At 30.8% G+C, this 24,251-nt stretch carries 25 protein-coding genes, 1 tRNA gene and 1 other RNA gene; 9 read left to right on the top strand and 18 right to left on the bottom strand.

Going from position 1 to position 24,251, the window contains the following annotated elements:
• Positions 1–166 precede the first annotated feature (166 nt).
• A complete protein-coding gene (locus tag PKN74_RS03190; RefSeq protein ID WP_472308532.1) occupies positions 167–1,324 on the bottom strand; it encodes an amidohydrolase in 1,158 nt (385 codons plus the stop codon).
• 45 nt (positions 1,325–1,369) lie between these two features.
• Positions 1,370–2,656 (bottom strand): ArsB/NhaD family transporter, encoded by a 1,287-nt coding sequence (locus PKN74_RS03195; RefSeq protein WP_472308534.1) that lies wholly within the window; start codon positions 2,654–2,656, stop codon positions 1,370–1,372.
• Between the two features lie 147 nt (positions 2,657–2,803).
• On the opposite strand from PKN74_RS03195, the gene PKN74_RS03200 reads away from it, so the two are divergent.
• From PKN74_RS03200 to PKN74_RS03225, 6 genes are all read left to right on the top strand, one after another.
• Positions 2,804–3,496, top strand: coding sequence for a lysostaphin resistance A-like protein (locus PKN74_RS03200; protein ID WP_472308536.1), 693 nt, complete (start codon positions 2,804–2,806; stop codon positions 3,494–3,496).
• 165 nt (positions 3,497–3,661) lie between these two features.
• A complete protein-coding gene (locus tag PKN74_RS03205) occupies positions 3,662–4,108 on the top strand; it encodes an Hsp20/alpha crystallin family protein (RefSeq protein ID WP_472308538.1) in 447 nt (148 codons plus the stop codon).
• 229 nt (positions 4,109–4,337) lie between these two features.
• On the top strand, positions 4,338–5,420 hold the full coding sequence (locus tag PKN74_RS03210) for a tetratricopeptide repeat protein (RefSeq protein WP_472308540.1): 1,083 nt from the start codon (positions 4,338–4,340) through the stop codon (positions 5,418–5,420).
• A 74-nt stretch (positions 5,421–5,494) separates the two neighbouring features.
• A complete protein-coding gene (locus PKN74_RS03215) occupies positions 5,495–5,887 on the top strand; it encodes a prepilin peptidase (protein WP_472308542.1) in 393 nt (130 codons plus the stop codon).
• Entirely contained in the window at positions 5,877–6,647 is a 771-nt protein-coding gene (locus PKN74_RS03220) for a YdcF family protein (RefSeq protein WP_472308544.1), read from the top strand. The genes PKN74_RS03215 and PKN74_RS03220 overlap by 11 nt, the downstream gene beginning before the upstream one ends.
• Positions 6,648–6,682: 35 nt before the next feature.
• Positions 6,683–7,282, top strand: coding sequence for an isochorismatase family protein (locus PKN74_RS03225; protein ID WP_472308546.1), 600 nt, complete (start codon positions 6,683–6,685; stop codon positions 7,280–7,282).
• Positions 7,283–7,341: 59 nt separating this feature from the next.
• Here the strand turns inward: PKN74_RS03225 and PKN74_RS03230 are convergent.
• Positions 7,342–7,417, bottom strand: a tRNA-Pro gene (locus PKN74_RS03230).
• A 78-nt stretch (positions 7,418–7,495) separates the two neighbouring features.
• Here PKN74_RS03230 and PKN74_RS03235 point away from each other — a divergent pair.
• Entirely contained in the window at positions 7,496–8,407 is a 912-nt protein-coding gene (locus PKN74_RS03235) for a tRNA dihydrouridine synthase (RefSeq protein ID WP_472308548.1), read from the top strand.
• Here the strand turns inward: PKN74_RS03235 and PKN74_RS03240 are convergent.
• From PKN74_RS03240 to PKN74_RS03275, 8 genes are all read right to left on the bottom strand, one after another.
• Positions 8,404–8,919, bottom strand: coding sequence for a flagellar protein FlaG (locus tag PKN74_RS03240; protein ID WP_472308550.1), 516 nt, complete (start codon positions 8,917–8,919; stop codon positions 8,404–8,406). The genes PKN74_RS03235 and PKN74_RS03240 overlap by 4 nt on opposite strands.
• A complete protein-coding gene (gene queA / locus PKN74_RS03245; protein WP_472308552.1) occupies positions 8,867–9,895 on the bottom strand; it encodes a tRNA preQ1(34) S-adenosylmethionine ribosyltransferase-isomerase QueA in 1,029 nt (342 codons plus the stop codon). Before queA ends, PKN74_RS03240 begins: the two co-directional genes overlap by 53 nt.
• On the bottom strand, positions 9,888–10,886 hold the full coding sequence (locus tag PKN74_RS03250) for a hypothetical protein (RefSeq protein WP_472308554.1): 999 nt from the start codon (positions 10,884–10,886) through the stop codon (positions 9,888–9,890). Before PKN74_RS03250 ends, queA begins: the two co-directional genes overlap by 8 nt.
• A 2-nt stretch (positions 10,887–10,888) precedes the next feature.
• Positions 10,889–11,377 carry a tRNA (adenosine(37)-N6)-threonylcarbamoyltransferase complex ATPase subunit type 1 TsaE gene (gene tsaE / locus PKN74_RS03255; protein ID WP_472308556.1) on the bottom strand — a complete coding sequence of 163 codons (489 nt, stop codon included), beginning with the start codon at positions 11,375–11,377 and terminating at the stop codon, positions 10,889–10,891.
• A gap of 177 nt (positions 11,378–11,554) precedes the next feature.
• A complete protein-coding gene (locus PKN74_RS03260; protein ID WP_472308558.1) occupies positions 11,555–12,733 on the bottom strand; it encodes a cation:proton antiporter in 1,179 nt (392 codons plus the stop codon).
• A 10-nt stretch (positions 12,734–12,743) separates the two neighbouring features.
• Complete coding sequence (locus PKN74_RS03265) at positions 12,744–13,091, bottom strand: hypothetical protein (protein WP_472308560.1); 348 nt, start codon at positions 13,089–13,091, stop codon at positions 12,744–12,746.
• 4 nt (positions 13,092–13,095) lie between these two features.
• Positions 13,096–13,761: an endonuclease gene (locus tag PKN74_RS03270; RefSeq protein ID WP_472308562.1), complete on the bottom strand. Its 666-nt coding sequence runs from the start codon at positions 13,759–13,761 to the stop codon at positions 13,096–13,098.
• Entirely contained in the window at positions 13,758–14,726 is a 969-nt protein-coding gene (locus PKN74_RS03275; RefSeq protein WP_472308564.1) for a 2-hydroxyacid dehydrogenase, read from the bottom strand. Before PKN74_RS03275 ends, PKN74_RS03270 begins: the two co-directional genes overlap by 4 nt.
• 455 nt (positions 14,727–15,181) lie before the next feature.
• Between PKN74_RS03275 and lepA the strand changes: the two genes are divergently transcribed.
• Positions 15,182–17,002, top strand: coding sequence for a translation elongation factor 4 (gene lepA, locus PKN74_RS03280; RefSeq protein WP_472308566.1), 1,821 nt, complete (start codon positions 15,182–15,184; stop codon positions 17,000–17,002).
• 25 nt (positions 17,003–17,027) lie between these two features.
• On the opposite strand, the gene uvrB is transcribed toward lepA, so the two are convergent.
• The 6 genes from uvrB to ffs all read right to left on the bottom strand — a co-directional run bounded on the left by uvrB (position 17,028) and on the right by ffs (position 22,702).
• A complete protein-coding gene (gene uvrB / locus PKN74_RS03285; protein WP_472308568.1) occupies positions 17,028–19,004 on the bottom strand; it encodes an excinuclease ABC subunit UvrB in 1,977 nt (658 codons plus the stop codon).
• Positions 19,005–19,033: 29 nt separating this feature from the next.
• Positions 19,034–20,245: a hypothetical protein gene (locus tag PKN74_RS03290; protein WP_472308570.1), complete on the bottom strand. Its 1,212-nt coding sequence runs from the start codon at positions 20,243–20,245 to the stop codon at positions 19,034–19,036.
• Positions 20,246–20,261: 16 nt separating this feature from the next.
• Entirely contained in the window at positions 20,262–21,068 is an 807-nt protein-coding gene (locus PKN74_RS03295) for an ATP-binding cassette domain-containing protein (RefSeq protein ID WP_472308572.1), read from the bottom strand.
• Positions 21,059–21,811, bottom strand: coding sequence for an energy-coupling factor ABC transporter ATP-binding protein (locus PKN74_RS03300; RefSeq protein ID WP_472308574.1), 753 nt, complete (start codon positions 21,809–21,811; stop codon positions 21,059–21,061). Before PKN74_RS03300 ends, PKN74_RS03295 begins: the two co-directional genes overlap by 10 nt.
• A 4-nt stretch (positions 21,812–21,815) precedes the next feature.
• On the bottom strand, positions 21,816–22,463 hold the full coding sequence (locus PKN74_RS03305; protein ID WP_472308604.1) for a class I SAM-dependent methyltransferase: 648 nt from the start codon (positions 22,461–22,463) through the stop codon (positions 21,816–21,818).
• A gap of 139 nt (positions 22,464–22,602) precedes the next feature.
• Positions 22,603–22,702, bottom strand: an RNA gene (gene ffs / locus PKN74_RS03310) — signal recognition particle sRNA small type.
• Positions 22,703–22,869: 167 nt separating this feature from the next.
• Here ffs and PKN74_RS03315 point away from each other — a divergent pair.
• Positions 22,870–23,379 carry a nitroreductase family protein gene (locus PKN74_RS03315; protein ID WP_472308576.1) on the top strand — a complete coding sequence of 170 codons (510 nt, stop codon included), beginning with the start codon at positions 22,870–22,872 and terminating at the stop codon, positions 23,377–23,379.
• Between the two features lie 52 nt (positions 23,380–23,431).
• On the opposite strand, the gene PKN74_RS03320 is transcribed toward PKN74_RS03315, so the two are convergent.
• Positions 23,432–24,250: an aldo/keto reductase gene (locus PKN74_RS03320; protein WP_472308606.1), complete on the bottom strand. Its 819-nt coding sequence runs from the start codon at positions 24,248–24,250 to the stop codon at positions 23,432–23,434.
• Position 24,251 lies beyond the last annotated feature (1 nt).

Below are 24,251 nucleotides of genomic sequence, written 5' to 3' on the forward strand. Positions count from 1 at the left end.
TTTTCACTCTCCTAATTACTAAATTTTTATGTCTATTTAAAGTTTAACGCATTATGAAATTTTTTTCAAATATTAGGAGAGCTATTGATACCTAAAAACTAACAATGAGAAGGAAATAAAGCAAAATAAAAGGAAATAAATAAAGAAAAATGTTATACACTTCTTATTAGCGCTCGTAAACAATTTCACCATTAATTATTGTTTTAACAACATAACTCCTAAAATCAAATGGATGTCCACTCCAAATTACTAGATCAGCATCCTTACCGACATCCAGACTTCCTACTCTTTCTTCTATTTCCAAAATTTTGGCAGGATTAATAGTAAGCATCCTTATCAAATCCTCCTCTTTTGCTCCATATCTCAGAGCAGTTGCAGCCTGAATAGACGCGTGTTCTAAAGGTATAACAGAATGATCACAAGTCAATGCTGCTAATATTCCTTTTTCATTTATGATAGAAATTGAATGATAGCTCATATTTCTTGTTTCTAGCTTGGTTCTAAACCCAAGCAGTGGACCTAATATTACAGGAATATCTTTAGCTTTTATATAGTCAGGGATTTTATAGGCTTCTGTTGCATGTTCAATTACAAGATCAAATCCAAATTCCTCAGAAAGACGAATAGCAGTAAGAATGTCGTCTTTTCTATGAGCATGAATTCTTGCTGTTACTTCTTTTTTTAATACCTTTTCTCCAATTTCATATTTAATATTAAATTCTGTAAAATCCTTACCTTCTTCTTTTGATAATTCCTTTTTCTTAATATAATTTTTAACTTGAATAAAATAGTCTCTAATTATTGCTGCATTACCAAGCCTAGTTGATGGTGATTTGTTTAACGTTCCATACACTCTTTTCGGATTTTCACCAAGTGCCATTTTTAATCCAGCTGGTTCCCTTATAATTGAATCGTCTGTTATTTGAGAATTCAACTTAATAATCGCGCTTTGACCACCTATCGGATTAGCACTACCTGGAACAATCATTACTGTAGTCACACCACCTGCCAATGCCCTTGTAATTGCAATATCGTCTGGATAATAAGCGTCTATCGCTCTGACATGTGGAGTTACTGGATCTGTAGCTTCGTTCCCATCTTGATAATAATTTCCCACACCTTCTTCAAACAATCCGATGTGTGAATGTGGATCTATAAAACCAGGAAATACAAATTTGCCAGTTATATCTATTGTATCAACGGATTTTTTTTCGATTTGTTCACTTATTTCTGCTATTTTTCCATCTTCAATTAGAATATCCCCAATAAAAGGTTTTGTTGAAACAGGATATATTATCCCTTTTTTTAAGAGTAGCTTTTTCATCCTATCACCTCCAAAAATTAAAATTTATTTTTTGCAATACTATTATTAAAGTATAACAAAATTTAAATATACTACCGAAACTGCAATATTAAGAATCATTATCAAGAATCCATATTTGAAAAATTCTCCAAAAGATATTTTTTCTCCTGTTGATTTAAATAAAATAGTCAAAGCTATTATATTTGGAAGAGATGCCACGGGCGTTGCAATCCCTCCTAAACATGTACCAAGCGATAAAGCATACCAAACAGGGTTTAAATTTGAAAAAACTAAAGGATTTAATGTTGGCAAATATCCTACTAAAGGAATGAACGCAGCAGTAATTGCTATATTATTCATAAATGCAGATGCAAATGCTGAAATTAACATTATAATAATACTAATCGATTTTAGAGACGTTCCAGCAAAGTCAACCAATAACTCAGTTATATAACTTATTGCTCCTGTTTCAACTAAAGCACCAACTACAACAAAAAGTGCGAAAATAAACAAAATAATATCCCATTCTATTTTAGCAAGCATTTCTTCTACTTCTTTTGGACCAATTAAAAGCAAAGAAACAAACCCTGCAGCTAAAGCAACGGTTGAACTTTCAATGTTAAGTTCATGGTGAAAAATAAAAGCCAAAACCACTACGATGAATAAAATTACTGCAATTGAAAACTTTTTTTTATCCTTGGAAAAACCTTTATTAAAGTTTTTCAATCGGTCCCTATCTATTTTAACTGAAAAATCTTTTTTAAAAAAAAGCACAATCAAGAGATTTGATATAACTAAATTGATAATTGCAATTGGATACATTACTGCAGAAAATTCTGAAAACGTAAACATAGAGGCTGAAGATATCATTATATTGGGGGGTTGACCCATCATCGTTGCCATACCACCTATTTGAGACGCAAAAATAATCCCGAGCGTAAAAGGCAAATGATTAACCTCTAAGAAATCTGCTATCGAAAGTGCAATCGGAACAAAAATTAAGATAGTTGCAATAACTTCGATATATCCAGCTATTATAGCAACAAAAATAGTTAATCCCCAGAATAAAGAATAAATATTGCCACCAAAAATTTTTAAAATCAATGAAGCAAACGATTCGAACAAACCCGTCTTTTTTAAAACATCTACAAATAACATAATCCCAACTAGAAAAAGAAGCGTGTTGAAATCAACATAATTTCTAATAGCTACCATTGGTTGAGAAAAAATGCCTATTACTAAAAGAAAAACTGCGCCCAACATTGAAATTAACGTCTTATCAACCTTTTGAGATAAGATACCGATTACCACAACAACAAATACTATCAGAGAAACTACGGCACTTATGCCCACTTATATCACCTCTTGTTTAGATTTTGATTTATAATGTATTGTGCTTAGATATATTACAATATTTATTGTATCATTTATAAAACAAAAGTAGATAAATTTATTATTTATCTACTTTTAATAAATTAAACTTAAAAAAGAGGTGTGACTATGTCTTATCTAAAGCTGATTTTGTTCATAGCATTGTATTATATTTCCATATTCTTTATTGGTAAGTTTTTATTAGAAAAAACAAAATATGACGTCTATAAAGCAAATTGCTTAATTGGGATATTCAGTATCTTAATTTCAATTGTTTTGATTTTTTTCTCAGATATCAACTTCAAACAAGCGGGCTTCAAAATTGGAAACATAAAAAATGGTCTAGTAATGGTAGCAATCTCTTTTTTAATAATTCTTATCTCTATCTATAGCATGAAAAAGATGACTTACTCAGACCTTCTCAAAATTCCTTACATCAATTTTGGAAAAAACAAATTACTTTTATTATACATGTGGGCCCTTGTCGGACCTGTAGAAGAGATTTTTTATAGAGGTTTTATTCAAGGAAGTTTAGAACAACTAATAACTGGTTCTTTTTTAACAATAAGATATTCTACCTTAATTTCTATGTTGATTTTTATATTAGCTCATTTAAGTAATGTTTTCTTCGGAAAAGAGAATTTAAAGCAATTTCTGAATCTTTTGCCGGGTAGGATAATCATGTCTTTTATTCTTTGTTATACCTTTCAAATAAGTCAAAGTCTATTGTATCCTATAATAATACATAACTTTACCGATGGGATTACCATTAGCTATTTGTTACGTTTAAGAAAGAAACATATAAATGAATATCAGTCTTAATTTTCAATTGCTAAAATTTTTAATTACATTTATATTTAGTTATCATTTCTTATTTATAAATAGTAGATTATATTTACTTATCCTTATTATATTTTTCTCTTGATTTTTTCTATTTTATATAGTATAATATGGATGATAGAAAAAAATCATAGGGGGTGGTTGTCAATGCTACCAAGAAGAAGAGATGAAAGAGACGAAAGAGATGATTGGTTAATTCCAAGGGATTTCTTTGAAAGAGAGTTAGAAGAATTCTTTAGACCATTTTTTCAAAGTTATGACATCATTTCAAGAGGGGTAATGGATGTTTACGAAACAGACGAAGATTTCATCATTGAATGTGATCTACCAGGTCTAGATAAGAAGGACATAAGAATAGATTTAAAAGATGATTTACTAAGAATATCTGCAGAAAAGAAAGCATCAGAAGAAACTAAAAAAGGACGATTCTACAGACAAGAAAGATATTACGGAAGAATTGAAAGAGCTGTTAGATTGCCGGATTATGTAAATAAAGACAAGATACAAGCTAAATACGAAGATGGCGTTCTGAAAATCTCGATACCCAAGAAAGAAAGTGCAAAAGCAGAAGTTAAAAAGATCCCAATTGAATAAATTTAGCATTTTATTGCAAGAGCAGGTTATAAACCTGCTCTTTTATTTTTCTAATAATAAACATTAATAAATAAAATTATTTTGAATTAAATACACCTATTTTTTGAAATTATCCTTTTTTATAAATTAAATTTATGCTATAATGTAGTTAAGTAAAGGTCTTGTTTCCCGTTTTCTAACAATAAAATTTAATTAAGTCTATCATTTTACCTAAAGGGAGGAGATTGTTATGCAGCACATAGTAAAAATCGCCTTTGAAGGAAAAACTTATGATATTACAGATTTAACCCCTTTTCCTTTTTTGCTTTGTGAATTTCTATATGAAGGCGATTTTGAGCTAATGAAAGAAGATTTAAAAAATAACCAAAAATTTATTCAAGAAGCTAATAAAATTGAGGAACTCTTAGAATACCTACCTGGTTTAACTTCAAATTTTGTTGTTTCACCATTCATTCTTAGTGAATTTCTATCCTATCTTGATGAATTTCAAATCAGTATTGGGGATTTGTCCCATGTATCTTTGAACGGGTTATTTGACTCAGTTTTATTGGAATGTGAAAATCGAAATTACAAAATTGTTGAAGACTTGATTGATTTTATACTAAAGATTGAACCAAGCTTTGCGCCTGCATATGAATTGATGGGATCTATATATATAGAAGAAGGAAATTTAGAAAAAGGGCAAGAATATTTAGAAAAAGCTTTACAAATCGATCCTTGGAATGTTGCCGCATTGTCTGAACTAGGTCAAGTGTATTTTAATCTAGGAGACTTCAGAAAAGCGGCTGAAATGTGGAAAAAAGAACTTGATCTTTCTCCTAATAATTTTGTTACATATTTTATGTTAACAAATGCTTATATTCAAAGCCAAGAATACGCTAAAGCGGCGAAAATTTTGGAAAAACTTTTAAATAGATTCCCTAAAAGCATACTTGGAAAGTATCAATTATCTCTAATTTACGAAAATTTGGGTAGATTTATAGAAGCTAAGGGATTACAAGACGAGATTTTGAGTACAACTCCTGAATATTCGAGTGATGTAGAAATTTGGGTTAAAATAATGTACGAAAATGGTAAATACCAGGAAGCCCAAACATTTTTAGAAAAGTTTTTATCAGAAAATCCACAAAATGAGCATTTCAAGCTATTATTAATTGTACCATGTCTAAAATCTGGAGATTTCCATAAAGCAAAAGAAATATATGAAGAAATAAGAGATAAATATAAATGGTACATTTATGGCCTAAAAGACATGCTAAAAATGAATTTTTCACCAGATGAAATCAAAACGATAGAAAAGGTGCTTCTATAATTAACAAATATTTTAAAATTGTTTTTATTACTATATTATTTTGCCTTTTAAACTTAATTTGTTTTTTATGTGGCATGACTCTTTATACAAAAGTTTTTTTAAATACTATATTTTATATAGGAATCTTTGATTTCCTGACTTTTATCATTCCTGACTCTGGTTTGCTAGTTTTAATTGGACTTATCGTTTTTAATTTTAATATTTACAACCTTTTTTACTCAATTTTCTTATTTATTCTCACTTTAATTTATTGGAAAAAAGGGAAAATGGGTTTTGGGGATGTAAAATTATTGACTGTTCTTACTCTTCTTTTAGGTAAAAGAATATTTGTAATAATTATCAGTTCGCTAGTTATTGCAATGATTGCTAATTTGATAAAGAAATGTGAAAAAATACCGTTGGGATTCTATCTTTCTGTTAGTGTTATAATATTCTCGTTTTTGGGGGGCCAAAACTTTGCTTTATGACATCTTTACATCTTTCATTGAAATACCTGGAATATTTATTTCAATCCTTCTTTTTTTGATAATAATCAAATTATTTCATTCTAAAAAATTTTCTTTCTCACTATTTTTAGTTACAATACTTATATATATTTTCTCGTGTGGTTGGTACGCAAGAATTTTTGTTTTTCCTCTGGAAAATAATTATCAGCCTTTATCCTACGAAATTACAAACTTTCAAAATGACGACAATGCTGCGATAGTAATCTTAGGAGGCGGTATAATATCAAATACACCCAAAAGCAAAATAGGAGAATTATCCGATAGCGCTTTGAAAAGGGTTTTCGAAGGATTTTTGATATATAAAAGAACTGAAATTCCTATTATTGTTACAGGCGGTAAACTCAAAGGAATAGAAATACCTGAAGCAGAAGTAATGAAAGAAGAATTGCTAAAATTAGGCGTCTCTAGCGAAGATATTTATGTAGAATCAAACGCAAAGAACACTAAACAAAATGCACAGTTTGTAGTTGAAATTCTTGAAAATGAAGATTTTGATACTATTTTGTTAGTTACTAGCGCGGTACATATGACAAGAGCTATGAACTATTTCAACAAATACGCTAAGTCAAAGAAAGTTATTCCTATTCCAACTGGTTACTTAATTTCTCAAGATAGGCCAAATTGGTATGATTTTTTACCACAAATAGAATTTTTGAAGGCAAACGCTTCAGCATTGCACGAATATTTAGGCTTAATAAAAATGAAAGTTTTTGAAAACTAAACCTAAACACAAAACAATCAGGAGGATTAATTAATATGTCAAATAAAAAAAACCCTACAGAAATCATCAATATTATCGTGAGTTACAATTTATCTCCACTGGATAGTGCAATTATCTGTATAGACTGCCAAAACGGCTTCACAGAACGATGTCCTAATGAACTTCCCGTAGAAGGAACAAGCGAGATATGGATAAACGAAATAAACGAATTTTTAAAAATTGCAAAAAGTACAGGTTTTAAAATATTTGCTAGCATCGATGATCATCCAGAAAATCATATCTCTTTTAAAATTTGGCCACCTCATTGCATCCAAGGAAGCTATGGAAATGAATTGTTCATTTCTACTTATGATACAATTATTAGAAAAGGTTTTAATCCTGATGCTGACAGTTATTCAGCTTTTTATTCTGATGTTGACAAAAACATTGAATCTGAATTAAATTTATTATTGAAAAAAGAAAATATTGAAAACTTGATAATTTTAGGCCTGGCTGGAGATGTATGTGTTATTTCAACTATTCAAGATGCTTTAAAACGAGAATATAAAGTGTATCCTATTGAAAGATATATTAAATCAGTGAATAAAAAAAGTATGAGAGAAATCATAGCAGAAAAATTTGGAAAAATAATTTGATAATCTTATCAAAAAAAGAAAAAAGGGACAAATTAAGTGTCCCCTTTTTTACTTTTTGTTGGTCGGAGCGACTGGACTTGAACCAGCGACCTTCAACACCCCATGCTGACGCGCTACCAACTGCGCTACGCTCCGTTCATCAATGAAAATTATACCACATATTTATATTTACGTCAAATTTTTATAGTAAACTTGATTCTTGAGGTGAGAAACTTGAATTGCAAATTGATTCTAGCGCCTATGGCTGATTATACAGATTATCCCTTTAGAGAAATATGTAGAAAATTTGGTGCTCAATATACTTTCACAGAAATGATTTCAGTTGATTCTATAATTATGAATAATCCCAAAATTCATAAAATGCTTCCTCAGAAAAATGAAAAAAACATTGGGATTCAACTTTTTGGCAACGACCCAATAAAATTTGTAAAAGCCGCAAAAGAACTTGAAAAATTAGCAAGTTGGATTGATATAAATGCTGCTTGTCCAGTTAACAAAGTCGTCAAAAAAGGTGCGGGAGCAGCTTTGCTTGATACACCAGAACTTTTAGCTAATATAATATATACATTGAAGAGTTCTGTGAAAATACCAGTTGGAGTTAAAATAAGATTAGGATTTAATAAAACAAACATAGAAGAAATTATTCAATTGATTGAAGCTGCAGGTGCTAATTATATCATAATTCATGGACGAACAAGAAATCAATTCTATTCTGGTAAAGCCGATAAAACCATCATCAAAAAAATAAAAGAAATGGTGAGTATACCTGTTGGAGCTAGTGGCGATGTATTCTCACAAGGAGATGTTGAAGAATACCTAACAACCTATAATGCCGACTTCGTTTTAGTTGCAAGAGGAGCTATTGGTAATCCTTGGATCTTTTTAAACTCTGAGTATGAACCTTCTGTTGAAGAAAGAAAAAAAGTATGCTTAGAACATTTAAAGCTATCAATTGATTTTTATGAAAATGAAACTTACGCTGTAAAAAAATTTAGAAAAATTTTGATTAAATATTTTACGGGAGTTGAAGGAGTGACTGAAATAAAAAGAAGAACTTCTTCCTTGCACTCATATGAAGAAGTAAATAACCTTTTAAACGAAATTTTTTCAAAAAATAAAGTTTAGGCTTTCTCATCAAATAGAATCCCTTCTAGTTCATTTAAAGCTCTTGCAAGTTTGAGAGAAACTTCTGGTGGAATTTGTCTTATAACTTTTTCTGTTCCTTTTTCTATTATTTTTATAATTAAAATATCTAAATCTCTATCAATTTCAAAGTGAGCTTCACCTTTAAAAATTTGAGAGAGTTTTTCTAATCGTTGCTCTATTATTTTTGAAATTTGGTCTAACTCTTCGGTAGAAAAAATTGTTTCCTGATTTTTATCTCTATCTGTCAGAGGAGGTACATTTTTTAAATTACTTTGCAGTTGTTCACTGTTTTTATTAACCATGTAATCCAAGTTGTCTACTTTTAGGTTGTGTTTTCCCCCTACATTTGGTATTTCCATAATATCACCCCTAATGATAAAAGTTATTTCAATATTTATATCGACTAAATATAAATTAACTTTAATTGCGACTTGGGACTCAGATAATAAACATTGCATCTCCAAAAGAGAAAAAACGATACCTTTTTTCAATAGCCTCCCTATAGGCTTGCATTATAAAATCATAGCCTGCAAACGCTGATACTAAGAATAACAAAGAGGATTTAGGTAAATGAAAATTTGTTATCAAAGCATCAATTATTTTAAATTCAAAGGGGGGATAAATATAAAGTTTTGTCTTGCCTATTAATTTATCTGGTTCTTGTGCAATAGACTCCAAAGTTCTTACGACCGTAGTACCAACAGCAATCACCTTTCTTCCTTTAGCTTTGGTTCTAGCAATTTTTTCAAGTATTTCTCGTGATACGCTGAAATATTCTTCATGTATATCATATTCTCTAATATCAAGTTCTTTAACCGGTCGAAAAGTTCCTAATCCAACATGTAAGGTGATTTCTGCTATTTCCGCTCCAACTTTTTCTTGTAATTCATTTAACAATTCTTTAGTAAAATGCAAACCTGCCGTAGGTGCAGCTACTGCTCCTTCGTATTTTGCATATTCTGTTTGGTATAGTTCAGGGTCATCTAATTGTTTTTTTATGTATGGTGGCAAAGGAATCTGGCCAACTTTAAATATTTTCGAATAAAAATCTGGATCTTTAAATTCCAAAATCCTTGTTCCATCATCCAAATGATCTAAAACTTCGCATACTATATTTTCAGGAAATAGAAGTTTATTTCCTTTTTTGATTTTAGAACCAGGTCTTACTAGTGCTTTCCAGACGTTTTGGTTCCCGTTTTTTTCTAATAATAATACCTCAACTTTTGCTCCGGTTTCTTTTTGACCGTATAATCTTGCTGGTATTACTTTAGTGTTATTTATTACTAATAGATCTCCGGGTTGTATATATTTTTTTATATCTCTAAATATTTTATGCTCTATGCTTCTTTTACTTCGATCTAGAATCATTAATCTACATAGATCTCTAGGTTCTACTGGTTCTTGGGCAATTAATTCGTCAGGTAACTGGTAATCATATTTCTCTAAATTAAATGTTTCTTCACTCATCTATAAACCTCCGTAAATCTAAAAGTTTGTTTTCTTCAAATTCATACTGTTCAAATTTATCATCACTAATCATATAATAACCCATATGATTACTCAAATAAATAATTAATTCATCAGCTGGTGATTCAAAATAGATGCGTTTTTTCTGTGATAATTTATTCAAAACATCCCTGTCTTCTTGGTCTTTTAAGATGAATTCTACATTTTTATCGAATACAATAAAACAAGGAAAGAATGCAATATCAACAGTATACAGATTGTCTAACAAATTTAACAAAATATCTATTTTGTTTATATTTTCATGTCTAACGACGTTGCTACCGTCTACAACAACACCTTTTATATTTTTTGATGTCAGAAGTTTGTAATGATAAAATGAAATATTTTTTAGTTGTAGTTCAATTAACTGTTTCTCATAGGGGCTTAACATCTGAAAAATATCTTTTATCTTTTTATAAAAAGAAACAGAAGTTTCTAAAGGATCGATACTTAAAATCTCATCTAAAAGATTTTGAACAAAAGGTGTTTTTATATCTAAAGGTACATACGTAATCAATGAATATAAATCTATATAATCTGAGAAGTTCAGCCTTTTTAAAATAACTTCAGGATTATAAAATTCTACTCCGTATTTCTTTAACTTTTCGTTGTAACCTCCTGGCGGATATTTCTTCGGAAACATTATAAATTTTAAATTATCAATCGTTTCCTTTTTTAACTTATAATATTTTCTTAAATCTTCAAATCTGTTTTCTTTTGGTTTATCTAAAATATGCATAACCAAAAACTGAAAATCGTTTATATGTTTTTTAGATATTTTTATCTCAGCTTCTTTACCCAATACCCTATATATCCAAAACATTTTTCTCTCATTTAATTCACGAGGTGCCAAAATTATTTGATTTGTCTTTTCAACTAATTTTCTAGTTTTTTTGTTATGCTGTTTATAGTCATTTTCTGAAATTACATTGATTATCCTCTGTAGTGACACTTTTAAACCACCTTAATTTTTTTACTTAATTCTTCTTCAATTAATTTATATTTTTCCCCTTTCCCCTCAATAGTAATATCTCTATATCTAATATCTATATTATAAAACAAATAAATATTCAAACTCTCATCGGGCGTTAAATAGCTTAACATATCTGCCCATTCTATTATATAAATAGCAGTTGGATCAGAAAAAATATCTAAATATTCTATCTCGCTCACATCGCTAAGTCTATAAAGGTCTATATGATAAACCGTAGGATTAGTAGCATACACTTTTATTAAAGAAAATGTTGGACTAGTGACAATTATTTCTTCATTCGATAACCCATTAATTATAGCAGATGCCAACGTAGTTTTTCCTGTACCTAACTCTCCAAATAAAAGAATTTTGGCTCCAGGAAATAAGCATTTTGATATATAAAACCCAATTTTCTCTAAATGTTCTATATCTACTTTTTCATTGTGAATTATCTTCGATTCTCCTCTCATTCATGAGTTAAAAAATATATTCTTACTTTGAAACACATATGTTGTCAGACTTTTCAAACATTGTGTTATTTATATGAACAAAAAGATTAACTTTGTATCAAACTCAAATTCAAGAGTTATTTATACAAAAATCCTTTCTTCAAAAAGCATACTAGAAATGATAGTATATAGATTTTCCTATCCTTCTTGAATTTCTCCTGCTTTTGCTAATGCAAACTTAGCTATCGGAGGGCCAATGAGTTCATAAATAATGACTGCAGCTAAAATAATTGTTCTAACTTCTTCCCCAAATGGAGGTGGCAATATTTTCTGAGCAACCATCGATAATCCAATTGCTACACCTGCTTGAGGTAAAAGTGCAAGACCTAGATAATTTCTTACAGTTTCTGGACTTTTGGCGGCGACGGCTCCCAAGTACCCACCTAACATTTTACCTACCGCTCTTAATATTACATAGGCAATCCCAACCAATCCTACAGATTTCAAAATTGAGAGATTTAATTCAACGCCTGATATGGTAAAAAACAAAACTAGTAAAGGAGGCGTAAAATTTTCAATTACAGTAAATACTTTTTTATTATGAGGCAAAATATTGGTTAAAGTTGTTCCTAACATCATACAAGATAAAAGGGACGAAAAATTAAATTGTATAGACAATCCTGCAGTTAAAAATATAAAGGCAATAACAACTCCTAATAATTCATCTTCCCCTTTCACTTTTTTGGATATCCAGGCTAGTATAAAACCCATAAAAAAACCTAAAGCTAAAGCACCTATAATTTCGAATATTGGTGAAAGAATTAAAGAAGCAAGTGAAACTGATTCAACGCCTTCTATCAATATTTTTGCAATAGCCGACGCTATACCAAAAATCATAATACATACTGCATCATCCATTGCAACAACTGGTAACAACGTATCAACTAAGGGACCTTTTGCATTATATTGTTTAACCACCATTAAAGTAGCAGCCGGCGCAGTTGCAGCAGCTATTGCACCTAAGACAACACTTAAGTGTAGAGGTTGTTTAAAAATAAAAATCATTCCTAAAGTTACACATAGCGTAGCACATAAAGCCTCTAAAACAGTTATTAAAACTACGCCCTTGCCTAGTTTTTTCAAATGTTCAATGTTTAGCTCGCTTCCTATACTGTAGGCTATGAAAGCTAAAGCAGCCTCAGATATAATTGAAAAACTTCCTACTACCTCACGTGGAATAATTCCCAAAACAGAAGGACCTATCAATAATCCACCAATAAGATAACCGGTTACGTTTGGTAATTTTAATAACCTAATTATTTTGGCCATTATTAGACCGGTTAGTAAAATAACTGAAATATAAAATAGCATGTGCATAATTATTTGATCAACTCCCCTGTTTATTTAAACTTTCAAAATAATTCACAGGCATCGTAAACATGACCCCAACATTTTCTCCTTTGATTTCACCTGCTACCTTTCTTACACATTCCATCGCGATTGGAACCTTTTCATCTGGTAACACCATGAAAATGGTTTTATTAAAAGGCCTGTTTTCACCCAAGATAGTTCTTAAAGATCCAAACAATAATGAATTAGGATAAGATTCAACCAAAGTTTTTGCCATCCCAGAACTATCAATAATTGTGCCTGTTACTATTTTTTTATCACTTAATTCAAGTAACAGGTCATTTAATTTTTCTATCCTATTTAAAACTACCACGAGCATCTGCATAAATTTACCTCCTAAACTCTTTTTTATAAAAATTACATTCTGACTGTAAAAAACAATCGAAACAATTAGGCTTTTTTTTACAGAATTCTTTTGAATGTTTAACTATAAGAGCATGATACTCATTGTAAAGTTTTTCGTTCTTACCCAAGGAAGCTTCAAAAAATTCCTGAATTTCATCGTAATCTTCAGGCAATCCCAATCCTAATCTATCAAATAACCTTTTTGTGTAAGAATCGACAACAAAAACAGGAAAATTAAAAGCATATAATAAAATAGAATCTGCAGTTTCTTTGCCTATTCCTTTTATTTTCAAAAGTTCTCGACGAAGCTCTATGTAACTTTTATTTTTAATCTTCAATTCGTCAAAATCATATTTTTTCAACCATTCTAAAAAATTTTTTATTCTTTCACTTTTTAAGTTATAAAAACCACAGGGTTTGATCATTTGGGCCAGTTCAGTTTTTTCTATCGTATATAACTTTCTTGGATTTATTAAATTGTTTGATTTCAAATTATTTATGGCCTTTTCCACATTTTTCCACGATGTGTTTTGAGTCAATATTGCACCTATTGTTACTTCAAACCAATTATTTGCTGGCCACCAATATTGGGGTCCATAAAAATCATATAATTTTTCATAAATTAACAAAAGTTTTTCTCTTTTCGTCAATTTTTCTTCCACACCAGATTGTCTGGTTCTTCTCCACTTAACACTTTAATAACATCGTTTGCTACCATTACTGACATTTTACTGCGTGTCTCATAAGTAGCGCTTCCAATATGCGGAGTCAACACAACATTATCGAGTTTGAGTAGATCCGGAAATATCTTTGGTTCATTTTCATAGACATCCAAAGCCGCCCCAGCTATTTCTCCATTCTTAAGTTTTTGACATAAAGCTTTTTCATCGATAACTGGACCTCTTGCAGTATTGATCAAATAGGAGGTTTTCTTCATTAGTGACAATTTATTTTCGTTCAATAAATGATAAGTTTCTTTAGTCAACGGAACATGCAAACTTACGAAATCAGATTCCTTAAGCAATTCATCTAAAGTCATATAAGCAGCATTCAAGCTTTTTTCAACTTCAGAAGGCACTCGATGCCTTTGATAATAATACACCTTCATATTAAAACCTATAGCCCTTCTTGCAACTGCTTGCCCAATATTTCCAAAACCTATAATTCCCAATGTTTTGCCGTAAACATCGCTTCCTAAAAAAAGTTCTGGCTTCCAACCATCAAATTTACCCGATCTGGTGAAAGCATCTGATTCCACAATTCTCCTAGACACAGCCAACATTAAAGCCCAAGTTAAATCTGCAGTAGTCTCAGTTAATACGCCAGGTGTATTAGTAACATAGATGCCTAATTTCCTTGCTTTTTCAATATCTATATTATTATATCCTACAGCATAATTAGCAACGATTTTTAAACTACCTTTACCGCTTTCCAAAACTTCTTCGTCAATATTATCTGCTAACATTGTGATTAAAGCATCTGAGTTAGAAGCGGCTCTTATCAATTCATTTTTGTTTAATAATCTATCGTATGGATTAATAAAAACATCAAATTTTTCTCTCAATAAATTCAAACCCTGATCTGGAATTTTAAATGTAACAAAAACAACAGACATAAATTTACCTCCTATAAAATTAACTTATAATGAATTTAGAAATTTTAAAACATAAATTTTATAAAGATTTTAAATTTAGATCTCTGAAAAAGCCCTTTGGTAAAATACTCTCATGTAGACTGTTTCTGCAATTTTTTTGTACTGGTTTTGAGAAGAAAAAGGGCTGTTGTGCTCGAACCCATTTAAATTCACAGCATTACTATTTGCAAACTTTTTTCTAAAGTATTTAAATGAAAAATTAAACATGTGGTCGACATAATTTATTATAACAAATAATTTTTATGTAAATATTCTATATATTACATTTCAATTTCTAACTATTATTATTTTTCTATCGAGACATGATTTTAGTCATGTTTCAATTACGAATTTTTTAACATCTGTGATATAATTTTATATGATTAAAATGCTTTTAACAACGTGTTTTGCTTTGATAAATAATTGGAGGTGTAGTTTTGTACGATCCGAATTTTATTAGAAATGTAGCTATAATTGCTCATATTGACCATGGGAAAACAACTCTCATGGATAGAATTCTGGAGTTAACTCACACCATAGACGAAAGAAATATGAGAGAACAGTTCTTGGATTCTATGGACTTAGAAAGAGAGAAAGGAATTACAATAAAATCACATCCAGTAAAAGTGTTTTACAAATCAAAAAATGGACAAGATTATGAATTAAATATTCTAGATACTCCTGGGCATATTGACTTTACTTACGAAGTCTCCAGAAGTTTAGCTGCTTGTGAAGGAGCAATATTGCTAGTGGATGCCACGCAAGGTGTGCAAGCTCAAACAGTTACTAATGCATACTTGGCACTAGAAAACGATTTAGAAATTATTGGAGCAATAAATAAAATTGATCTTCCAAGTGCAAATATTGAAGAAACCTTGTTAGAAATAAATGATTTGGTGGGTATAGATCCTGATTCAATTGTAAAAATTAGTGCTAAAACTGGTGAAGGAGTTACGGATCTTCTTGAATTAATTATAGATAAAGTTCCTCCACCTACATTAAAAGGTTCTCCAAACGATAAATTAAAAGCTCTTGTGTTTGATGCGAAGTATGATAAATATAGGGGTGTCATAGTATATTCAAGAATATTTGGAGGTACAGTAAAGAAAAATGATAAAATCTTGTTTATGGCTAGCGGAAAATCATATGAAGTATCAGAGGTTGGCGTTTTTCATCCTGATATGATTGAAATAGACAGTTTGTCTGCTGGAGAAATAGGATACCTAATAGCGGGTATTAAAGAAATTCAAGAAGCAAAAGTGGGGGACACTATTACTAATGCACAAAATCCAGCAGATAAACCCTTGCCGGGTTATAAAGAGGTTAAACCTATGGTATACGCTGGGTTATACCCTGGTTTGCCAGAATACTATGAGGATTTAAGAAAGGCTCTTGAAAAATTAAAATTAAATGATGCTTCTCTTGTTTTTATGCCTGAAAATTCTCCAGCTCTAGGTTATGGATTTAGAGTCGGATTTCTTGGTCTGTTACACATGGAAATAATAAAAGAAAGAATTCAACGTGAATTTGGTTTAGCTGTAATCCTTACAGTCCCAAGTGTAATATACAAAGCTAAGCTCAAAAATGGAGAGGAAGTTGAAATTACAAATCCTTCTCAATTTCCAGACCAAGAATACATTGAGGCTGTATACGAACCTTATTGTAAGCTTGACATAATTACTCCCCCAGAATATATGGGAGATTTAATAAACTTAGCTCAAATTGAAAAAAGAGGAGAGTTTTTATATGTTTCAAATGCAGGAAAGAATAGAGTCGTCCTTCATTTTGAAATTCCTTTAGCAGAAATAATCTTTGATTTTTTTGATAAAATGAAAGCTTTAAGTAAAGGGTATGCCTCTATGGATTATGAATTGATTGGTTATAGAGAATCAAAATTAGTCAAAATAGAAATTTACATAAATAAAGAAAAAGTTGATGCCTTATCCTATATTGTGCACGAATCGAAAGCTTACGATGTCGCTAGAAAATTAGTCGATAAACTCAAAGATTTGATTCCTAGACATCAATTTGAAATACCTATTCAAGCATATTGTAAAGGTAAAATTATTGCTAGATCGACAATAAAAGCATTAAGAAAAGACGTCCTTCAAAAATGTTATGGGGGAGATGTAACGAGAAAAATGAAACTTTTAGAGAAACAAAAAGAAGGTAAAAAGCGAATGCGAGAAATTGGAGAAGTTAGTATTCCACAAGAAGCATTCTTAGCGCTGCTAAAAATAGATGAAGATGAAAAGTAAAAAGGTGCAAATGAATTTGCACCTTTTAATTTTGCTTAATATTATACTTTCTTGTTATTCTTTTTATCTCGTCTCTATATCGTGCTGCATCTTCATATCTTAACTCGGATGCTGCTTCATACATTTTCTCTTCTAGAAGAGCTAGATAGTCTTCAGGCGAAATGCTTTCTTCTACAGCAAATATTAGATCATTTTCTTTAATTTCCGATTCTTTAAATGGGGCAAATATATCGTCGGGCAACTTTTTTATTATACTTTTTGGTGTAATGTTATTTTCTTCGTTATATTTCATCTGAATTTTTCTTCTTCTGTTTGTTTCATATATAGCTGTTTTCATTGCTTCTGTTACTCTATCAGCATATAATAATACCTTTCCGTTTATATTACGTGCGGCTCTTCCTATTGTCTGGATAAGTGTAGTTTCAGATCTTAAAAAACCTTCTCTATCGGCATCCATGACAGCGACCAAGGATACTTCCGGTAAATCTAATCCTTCTCTCAATAAATTAACTCCTACAACTACATCAACTTCACCATTTCTCAATTTTTTAACTACGTCGGCTCTCTCTATAGTGTCTAACTCTGAATGAAGATACAGCGATTTTACTCCCAACAAATTAAGATGATCGGATAAAATTTCGGCATCTTTTTTAGTTAAAACGACGGCGAGAGCTCTTTCTCCTTTTTCAACCACATTTTTAACCTCAGAAATAAAATCATCCACTTGTCCTTCGGTAGGTTTTACAACAACTTCAGGATCTATTAAACCAGTTGGTCTAATAATTTGCTCAACAACTTGTTCAGATATTTCCATTTCAAATGGTCCTGGGGTTGCAGATACAAAAATAATTTGATTAGTTCTATCCAAAAATTCGTCGAATCGTAATGGACGATTATCCAAAGCCGCAGGCAATCTAAATCCGTAATCTACCAAATTCTTTTTTCTAGCGTAATCTCCTCTAAACATTGCTCTTAATTGGGGAACCGCTATATGAGATTCGTCTATAAAGGTTACAAAATCATCATCAAAATAATCTAAAAGAGTCCAAGGTGAATCTCCGGGATTTCTTCCATCAAAATACCTTGAATAGTTTTCTATACCCTTACAATATCCCAAAGTTTGGAGAAATTCTATATCCTGTCTTGTTCTTTGTTCTATTCTTTGAGCTTCTAAAAGTTTTCCTTCCTTTTTAAAATGATCTATCTGTTTTATTAGATCTTTTTCTATTTCACTTATTGCTGATAATATCTTTTCATCACTAGTTACAAACTCTTTAGCGGGATATATAATGATCTTGTCATATTCTTCTATAATAGTACGATTAAAAACATCAAAAGCCTCAATACGCTCAACTTCATCATCAAAAAAGGTTATCCTTATTCCAAAATCTTCATACGGAGGAAATATTTCTAATATTTCTCCCTTCCAACGAAAAATTCCTCCAAGATAATCTTTTTCCTGACGTGTATATTGCATTCTACCTAATTTTAACAAGATATTTCTCCGTGGATAACTTTCTCCTACTCTCAAATATAGATTAATATTAGAGAAATCATCCGGGTTTCCAGAAGCATATATAGCAGACACACTTGAAACAACAATTACATCTCTTCGAGTTAGTACAGACTTTAAAGTTGAAAGCCTCATTTTAACCAAGATATCGTTTATATCCGCGTTCTTTTCTATGTATATATCTCTTGAAGGTATATATGCTTCGGGTTGATAATAATCGTAGTAACTGACAAAAAATTCGACTTTATTTTCTGGGAAAAACTCTTTAAATTCATTGTATAATTGGACAGCCAATATTTTATTCGGTGATAAAACTAAAGTAGGTCTATTGATTTTAGCAATCACATTTGCCATCGTAAATGTTTTTCCTGAACCTGTTACTCCAAGAAGAGTTTGAAACCTATAATTCTTTTCTATTCCTTTAACTAAATCATCAATTGCCTTGGGTTGATCTCCTTGTGGTTCATACTCAGAAACTAGTTTAAACATATCGATCGTCGCCTCCTAGAAACTAAAAACTAAAATCTTATGGAAATCCCCAAATTTATAGTTAAATTGTTTCCTAAATCTAATTCGCTTTTTTGTGGTAGCAATATATTATAACCAAGCCCACAATTTAAACCAATTTTTTTATTTAAATAATAAGAAAATTCGGTCTTAGGAGTCAACTTAAAATATACATAAGAATTTCCTTCTTTTGTGCTTACATTTTTTAATCCAATAGACGTACCCAGAAACAAAATTGAATCTCTTTGTGTAAAATAGTTCAAATAACCTAATTTCAAATCTATATCAAAAGAGAGAAGATTTTTTTCAAACAGAAATTGAAAATCAGTACCCATGTAAAAATGTTTGTAATTATCAATACCTATCTCAAAACCAAATCCATTCCTTTGAAAACTTTCGTTTAAATAATAAACATCAACCACATTCCTAAAAGGAGATAAATAGGGATTTTCTATAACACAAACATTTTCATTTTTGTAATCAAAACTCCTCGGTGCTTCTAATATTTTTAATTTACTTTCAAAATCCCAAACCTCTTCTGCTATCAGTACTCCTTCATATTTATCAAGAGATTGTCCTTGATACTCGATTGTATTGACAAATTCAAACATCATCCCTTTGTGTACACCAATGTTTTCTCCGGCATCGATATATACATAACTATCTTCAATTCTTAAAATATTAGCTTTTATCTTAAAAAGATTATTCAAACTCATTACAATATAAGTAGTAAGATTGTTAACTGCGTTCCTTCTAGCACTAAAATATGCTTCCAGATCACTTTGATATCTTCCTACGGTATAAGTTCCTTGAGAAGAAAAAATTTGAGAGTAAAAACTTTCTCCAGTGGATACTTTTATAACTTCACATTTTGCAATAATATTATACTCCCACCACACCAAATCAGGCGTTATTTCCTTATTTGGAAAGCTTTCTAGTATCTTAATATACACCAAAAAATCTACATCCAGATCAATTTTATCGCTTTTACCCAAGATATCACTTATATTTTTCAAAAAAATATCATCGCGAGTCACTACTTTATATTTACCTTGTTGCTGCATTATTGTTTTTAAATTGTAATCTAACAATGAAGATATTTCTGAATCTCCTTCTGTATAAATCAAAAAGGTCCTTCTTAAATCAAAATCCGTGCTTGAACGTGAATATCCCAATGATAACATTAGAATTAAAAACAAAATTACTAAAGATATTTTTTTCAATCTCAATCCACCTTCTTTATAAGGCAGAAATTTTCTCTGCCAAATCTTTTTGGCCCCTTTTGACAGCACATTTATAAAGTTGAAGTTTCTCATCAAGAATTATCCCTGCATCAAACAACAATTTTTCATCTAAAAGTATAAAATCATTAAATTCTCCCTTAAACAATTCTCTACCCTCTTTTAATAAGAATACTTTAGGTTTAAAATTAGCAAATTCATTTATCCAATGCGTAGAAACTATTATTGTTTTACCCAAATCATGTAAATCTTTTATTAATGAAAATATTGATTGCTTCGTACAATAGTCAAGACCAACAGTGGGTTCGTCAAATATTATGTATTCTGGATTATACGATAGAATAGATATAATCGCAACCTTTCTCATCTCTCCACCTGACAATTCGAAAGGATTTTTGTCAAGATAATCAAGAGGAAGGTTGACTAAGTCTAAGTAATATTTAATTTGTTCTTCTGTCAATTCTATCCCAAAATTGTTGGGTCCAAATAAAATTTCTTCTTTCACCGTGGGCAAAAAGAATTGAGATTCTGCATATTGAAAAACTATTCCTATTTTTTTTCTGATATCTTTAATGTTTATTCTCTTATCTTTTGTGGACATCCCTTCTACTTTTACATCTCCTGATTGAGGGAGAAGTAAGCCGTTCATTAAACTAATAAGAGTGGTTTTTCCAGATCCTGTATGACCAACTATTAACCACATTTCACCTTTGTTTATTTCCAAATTTATGTCAAATAATGCTTCTTTTTCAAATGGAGTCCTTAAACCATATGTATAAGATGCATTTTCTACTCTTATCGACATAATTCATCAACCAACTTTTCAAATCCTAAATTTAACTCTTTTTTAATTTTAGTTCTAAAAGGTAATTCAACTTCTATTATATTTTTAGAATAAAATTCCTCTTTTGGTCCATCAAAAATTATATCACCTTTATCTAAAGCTATTATTCTTGTAACATCTTCCAAATCAGAAGGTTGATGCGAAGCAATAACTATAGTTTCTCCCATCTCTATAAGCTTTTTGATAACATTATAAATTTCATTTCTGCCTTTAGGGTCAAGCATCGAAGTAGGTTCATCCATCAAAATTACTTCTGGTTCCATAACAAGAATAGAAGCAATAGCCAACCTTTGTTTTTGTCCTCCAGAGAGCGTATTAGGATCAGCATGTTCCAGCCCTTTTAAATTAACCGTTGATAAAGCCCATTCTATTTTTTCTATCATTTTTTCTCTAGGTACGCCTATGTTTTCTAAACCAAACGCTACATCCTCTTCAACAGTTACGCCGATAATCTGATTTTCTGGGTTTTGAAAAATATACCCTATCTTTCTTCTGTTTTTTTCATCTAAAGCATGATTCTTAAAATAAACTTCACCTGAATAAGGCTGAAGTATACCCGACATAACTTTTAGCAAAGTTGACTTTCCGCTTCCGTTATAACCAACCAAGCCTATAAATTCACCTTTTTCTATATTAATATTAATATTTTTTAAAACTTCATTTTCTCCATACTTGAAAGATAAATTTTTACACCCAAAAAACATGTTACTAATCCCTCTTCATTGAAAGATAAACTCTAAAGCCACCCGATTTTTCGACTTCACTTACATTTCCAAAAATTTTTTTCATGTACAGCGACAAACTACTACCACCTTTATTGTGGTAAGCAACTAAAAAAAGTTTTCCATTTGACACCAAAAACACCTTGGCTTGCTCAACTAACTTATGTAAAACAGTTTTACCTGCAACAATTGGGGGATTACAAACAATCACATCAAAAAGTTCGTTCCCCCAAGGTTCAAACAAATTACCTTGCTTTATAATTGCTTGCGCATTGTTATCTTTAGCATTAATTTTTGAAAAATCAACTGCTCTTGAATTAATATCACTCATGTAAAGAGTAATATCTGGGTATTCTTTCTTCAAGGTAATTCCTATAACTCCATATCCACAACCCATATCCAAAACTTTTTCATTAGTCAGTTTGACACTTTCTATTAATAATATAGAAGCTTTGTCAATTCTTTTTTTGCCATAGACACCTGATGGAGCCTTAAACTTATATTGATGGCCGTTCTTTAGTGTCAAAATATGCTCTTTTACCCTTAACTCCGAAGTAGGGTTTTCAGTATAATAATGTTCAAACCGATCTACAGGAGTTTTAGCAGTCACTTTTTCTTCTAGCAAATCAGACATTAAATCACTGTTTACCTTAGCTATTACTTCTTCAACGCTAAGAAAAGCTAAATCTTCGGGACCATATATCTGAACATCCTCATAAACTTCTTTGCCTTTCTTTCGAGTCATACCAACTTGTACCTCCTCAATCACTAAAGATGGCTGGGTTGTACTGCCGCACCTGAGAATCACCGCTTATGGCTGCTCCCTTCCGGGCCTGACCAGGTTCACGGGTTCCCATTGCGCAGGACCCAGCCACATGTATATTTCCACCAACATTATAACATTTTTTTTATTAAAATTCAACTTATTAGTATTAACTCATACATAAATATTATTTATTATTAGTCTATAAAAATGGTAAAATTGGATCGGTACGACTTTGTTTTTTAAAAGTATTGAGAATACTAAGGAGGAATCTAGAATGGAAATTTTAAAAGAGATTTTAAATCGTAGGAGCATTAGAAAATATAAAGACAAGGAAATTCCAGATGAAGTAGTAGCAAAGCTTTTACATGCAGCCATGCAAGCTCCTTCTGCTAACAACCAGCAACCATGGGAATTCATTGTTGTCAAGAACAAAGAAACACTAAAAAAGATCTCAGAAGTTCAACCTTATGCAAAAATGGTTAAAGATGCAGCAGTTGCAATAATAGTTTGTGGAGATCTAGAAAAAGAAGTCTCAAAAGGCAGATGGGTTCAGGACTGTAGTGCAGCTACAGAAAACCTTTTACTTGAGGTTGTACATCAAGGATTAGGTGCTGTCTGGGTTGGCGTACATCCTAACAAAGAAAGAGAAGAAGCTCTTAGAAAATTGTTTAATTTGCCTGAAAACATTGTACCTTTATGCATAGTTCCAGTAGGATATCCCGCTGAGGAAAAAGGATATGAAAATAGATTCAAAGAGGAAAGAATACATTATGAGAGGTGGTAAGAAGCCATATTGGCTTTTTACCACTCTCATTTTTTGTTTTATAATATTTAATTTAAAAATCGTTAGGATCTGCTCCATATCTTTTGTTTTGATCTAAACTGTCTATTATTTTCATATCTGACACACTTAACTCAAAATCAAAGATATCTGAATTTTCTTTGATTCTTTCTTTGCGAACAGATTTTGGTATAGTTATAACTTCATGCTGTAAATCCCATCGTAACACTATCTGAGCAGGAGTTTTATTATATTTTTTTGCAATATTTACAATTTCTGGAATTTCGTTAACTTTTCCTCTCATCAAAGGGCTCCATGCTTCAACCTGAATTTTATTACTTTTACAAAAATTTAAAAGATCCCATTGTATCAAATGGGGATGAAATTCAATTTGATTGACCATTGGCACTATTTCGCATTTATCCATCACATCTTTTAAGTGATTTATTAAGAAGTTACTTACACCTATTGCCCTAACCTTCCCATCTTTATACAATTTTTCCAATGCTTTCCATGTCTCAATATATTTTCCGCTTACTGGCCAATGAATCAAATATAAATCTAAATATTCTATATCCAATCTTTTTAAAGATTTTTGAAAACTTTTCAAAGTGCTTTCATAACCTTGGTTTGTGTTCCACACTTTAGACGTTATAAAAATTTGCTCTCTAGGAACTCCACTATCTTTTATGGCTCGACCTATTTCTCTTTCGTTCTCATACATTTCTGCTGTATCTATCAATCTATAACCTATACTTAAAGCATATTTTACTCCTTCTTTTAATTCATTTCCATGTGCTTTATAGGTACCATAACCTAGCCAAGGCATTTTTACTTTGTTCGCTAATTCAGTTGTATCATAAATACTTGAAATT

It is taken from the genome of Defluviitoga sp. (assembly GCF_035349255.1).
Lineage (GTDB): Bacteria > Thermotogota > Thermotogae > Petrotogales > Petrotogaceae > Defluviitoga.

Coding starts and splice junctions, on each gene's coding strand:
- PKN74_RS03300 (WP_472308574.1), bottom strand. CDS start 21,811: ATGTTTTTTGGGTGTAAAAATTTATCTTTCAAGTATGGAGAAAATGAA.
- PKN74_RS03265 (WP_472308560.1), bottom strand. CDS start 13,091: ATGCAGATGCTCGTGGTAGTTTTAAATAGGATAGAAAAATTAAATGAC.
- PKN74_RS03205 (WP_472308538.1), top strand. CDS start 3,662: ATGCTACCAAGAAGAAGAGATGAAAGAGACGAAAGAGATGATTGGTTA.
- PKN74_RS03225 (WP_472308546.1), top strand. CDS start 6,683: ATGTCAAATAAAAAAAACCCTACAGAAATCATCAATATTATCGTGAGT.
- PKN74_RS03305 (WP_472308604.1), bottom strand. CDS start 22,463: ATGTCTGATTTGCTAGAAGAAAAAGTGACTGCTAAAACTCCTGTAGAT.
- tsaE (WP_472308556.1), bottom strand. CDS start 11,377: ATGAGAGGAGAATCGAAGATAATTCACAATGAAAAAGTAGATATAGAA.
- queA (WP_472308552.1), bottom strand. CDS start 9,895: ATGAGTGAAGAAACATTTAATTTAGAGAAATATGATTACCAGTTACCT.
- PKN74_RS03260 (WP_472308558.1), bottom strand. CDS start 12,733: ATGCACATGCTATTTTATATTTCAGTTATTTTACTAACCGGTCTAATA.
- PKN74_RS03315 (WP_472308576.1), top strand. CDS start 22,870: ATGGAAATTTTAAAAGAGATTTTAAATCGTAGGAGCATTAGAAAATAT.
- PKN74_RS03215 (WP_472308542.1), top strand. CDS start 5,495: ATGACTCTTTATACAAAAGTTTTTTTAAATACTATATTTTATATAGGA.
- PKN74_RS03210 (WP_472308540.1), top strand. CDS start 4,338: ATGCAGCACATAGTAAAAATCGCCTTTGAAGGAAAAACTTATGATATT.
- PKN74_RS03190 (WP_472308532.1), bottom strand. CDS start 1,324: ATGAAAAAGCTACTCTTAAAAAAAGGGATAATATATCCTGTTTCAACA.
- uvrB (WP_472308568.1), bottom strand. CDS start 19,004: ATGTTTAAACTAGTTTCTGAGTATGAACCACAAGGAGATCAACCCAAG.
- PKN74_RS03200 (WP_472308536.1), top strand. CDS start 2,804: ATGTCTTATCTAAAGCTGATTTTGTTCATAGCATTGTATTATATTTCC.
- PKN74_RS03295 (WP_472308572.1), bottom strand. CDS start 21,068: ATGTCGATAAGAGTAGAAAATGCATCTTATACATATGGTTTAAGGACT.
- PKN74_RS03275 (WP_472308564.1), bottom strand. CDS start 14,726: ATGTCTGTTGTTTTTGTTACATTTAAAATTCCAGATCAGGGTTTGAAT.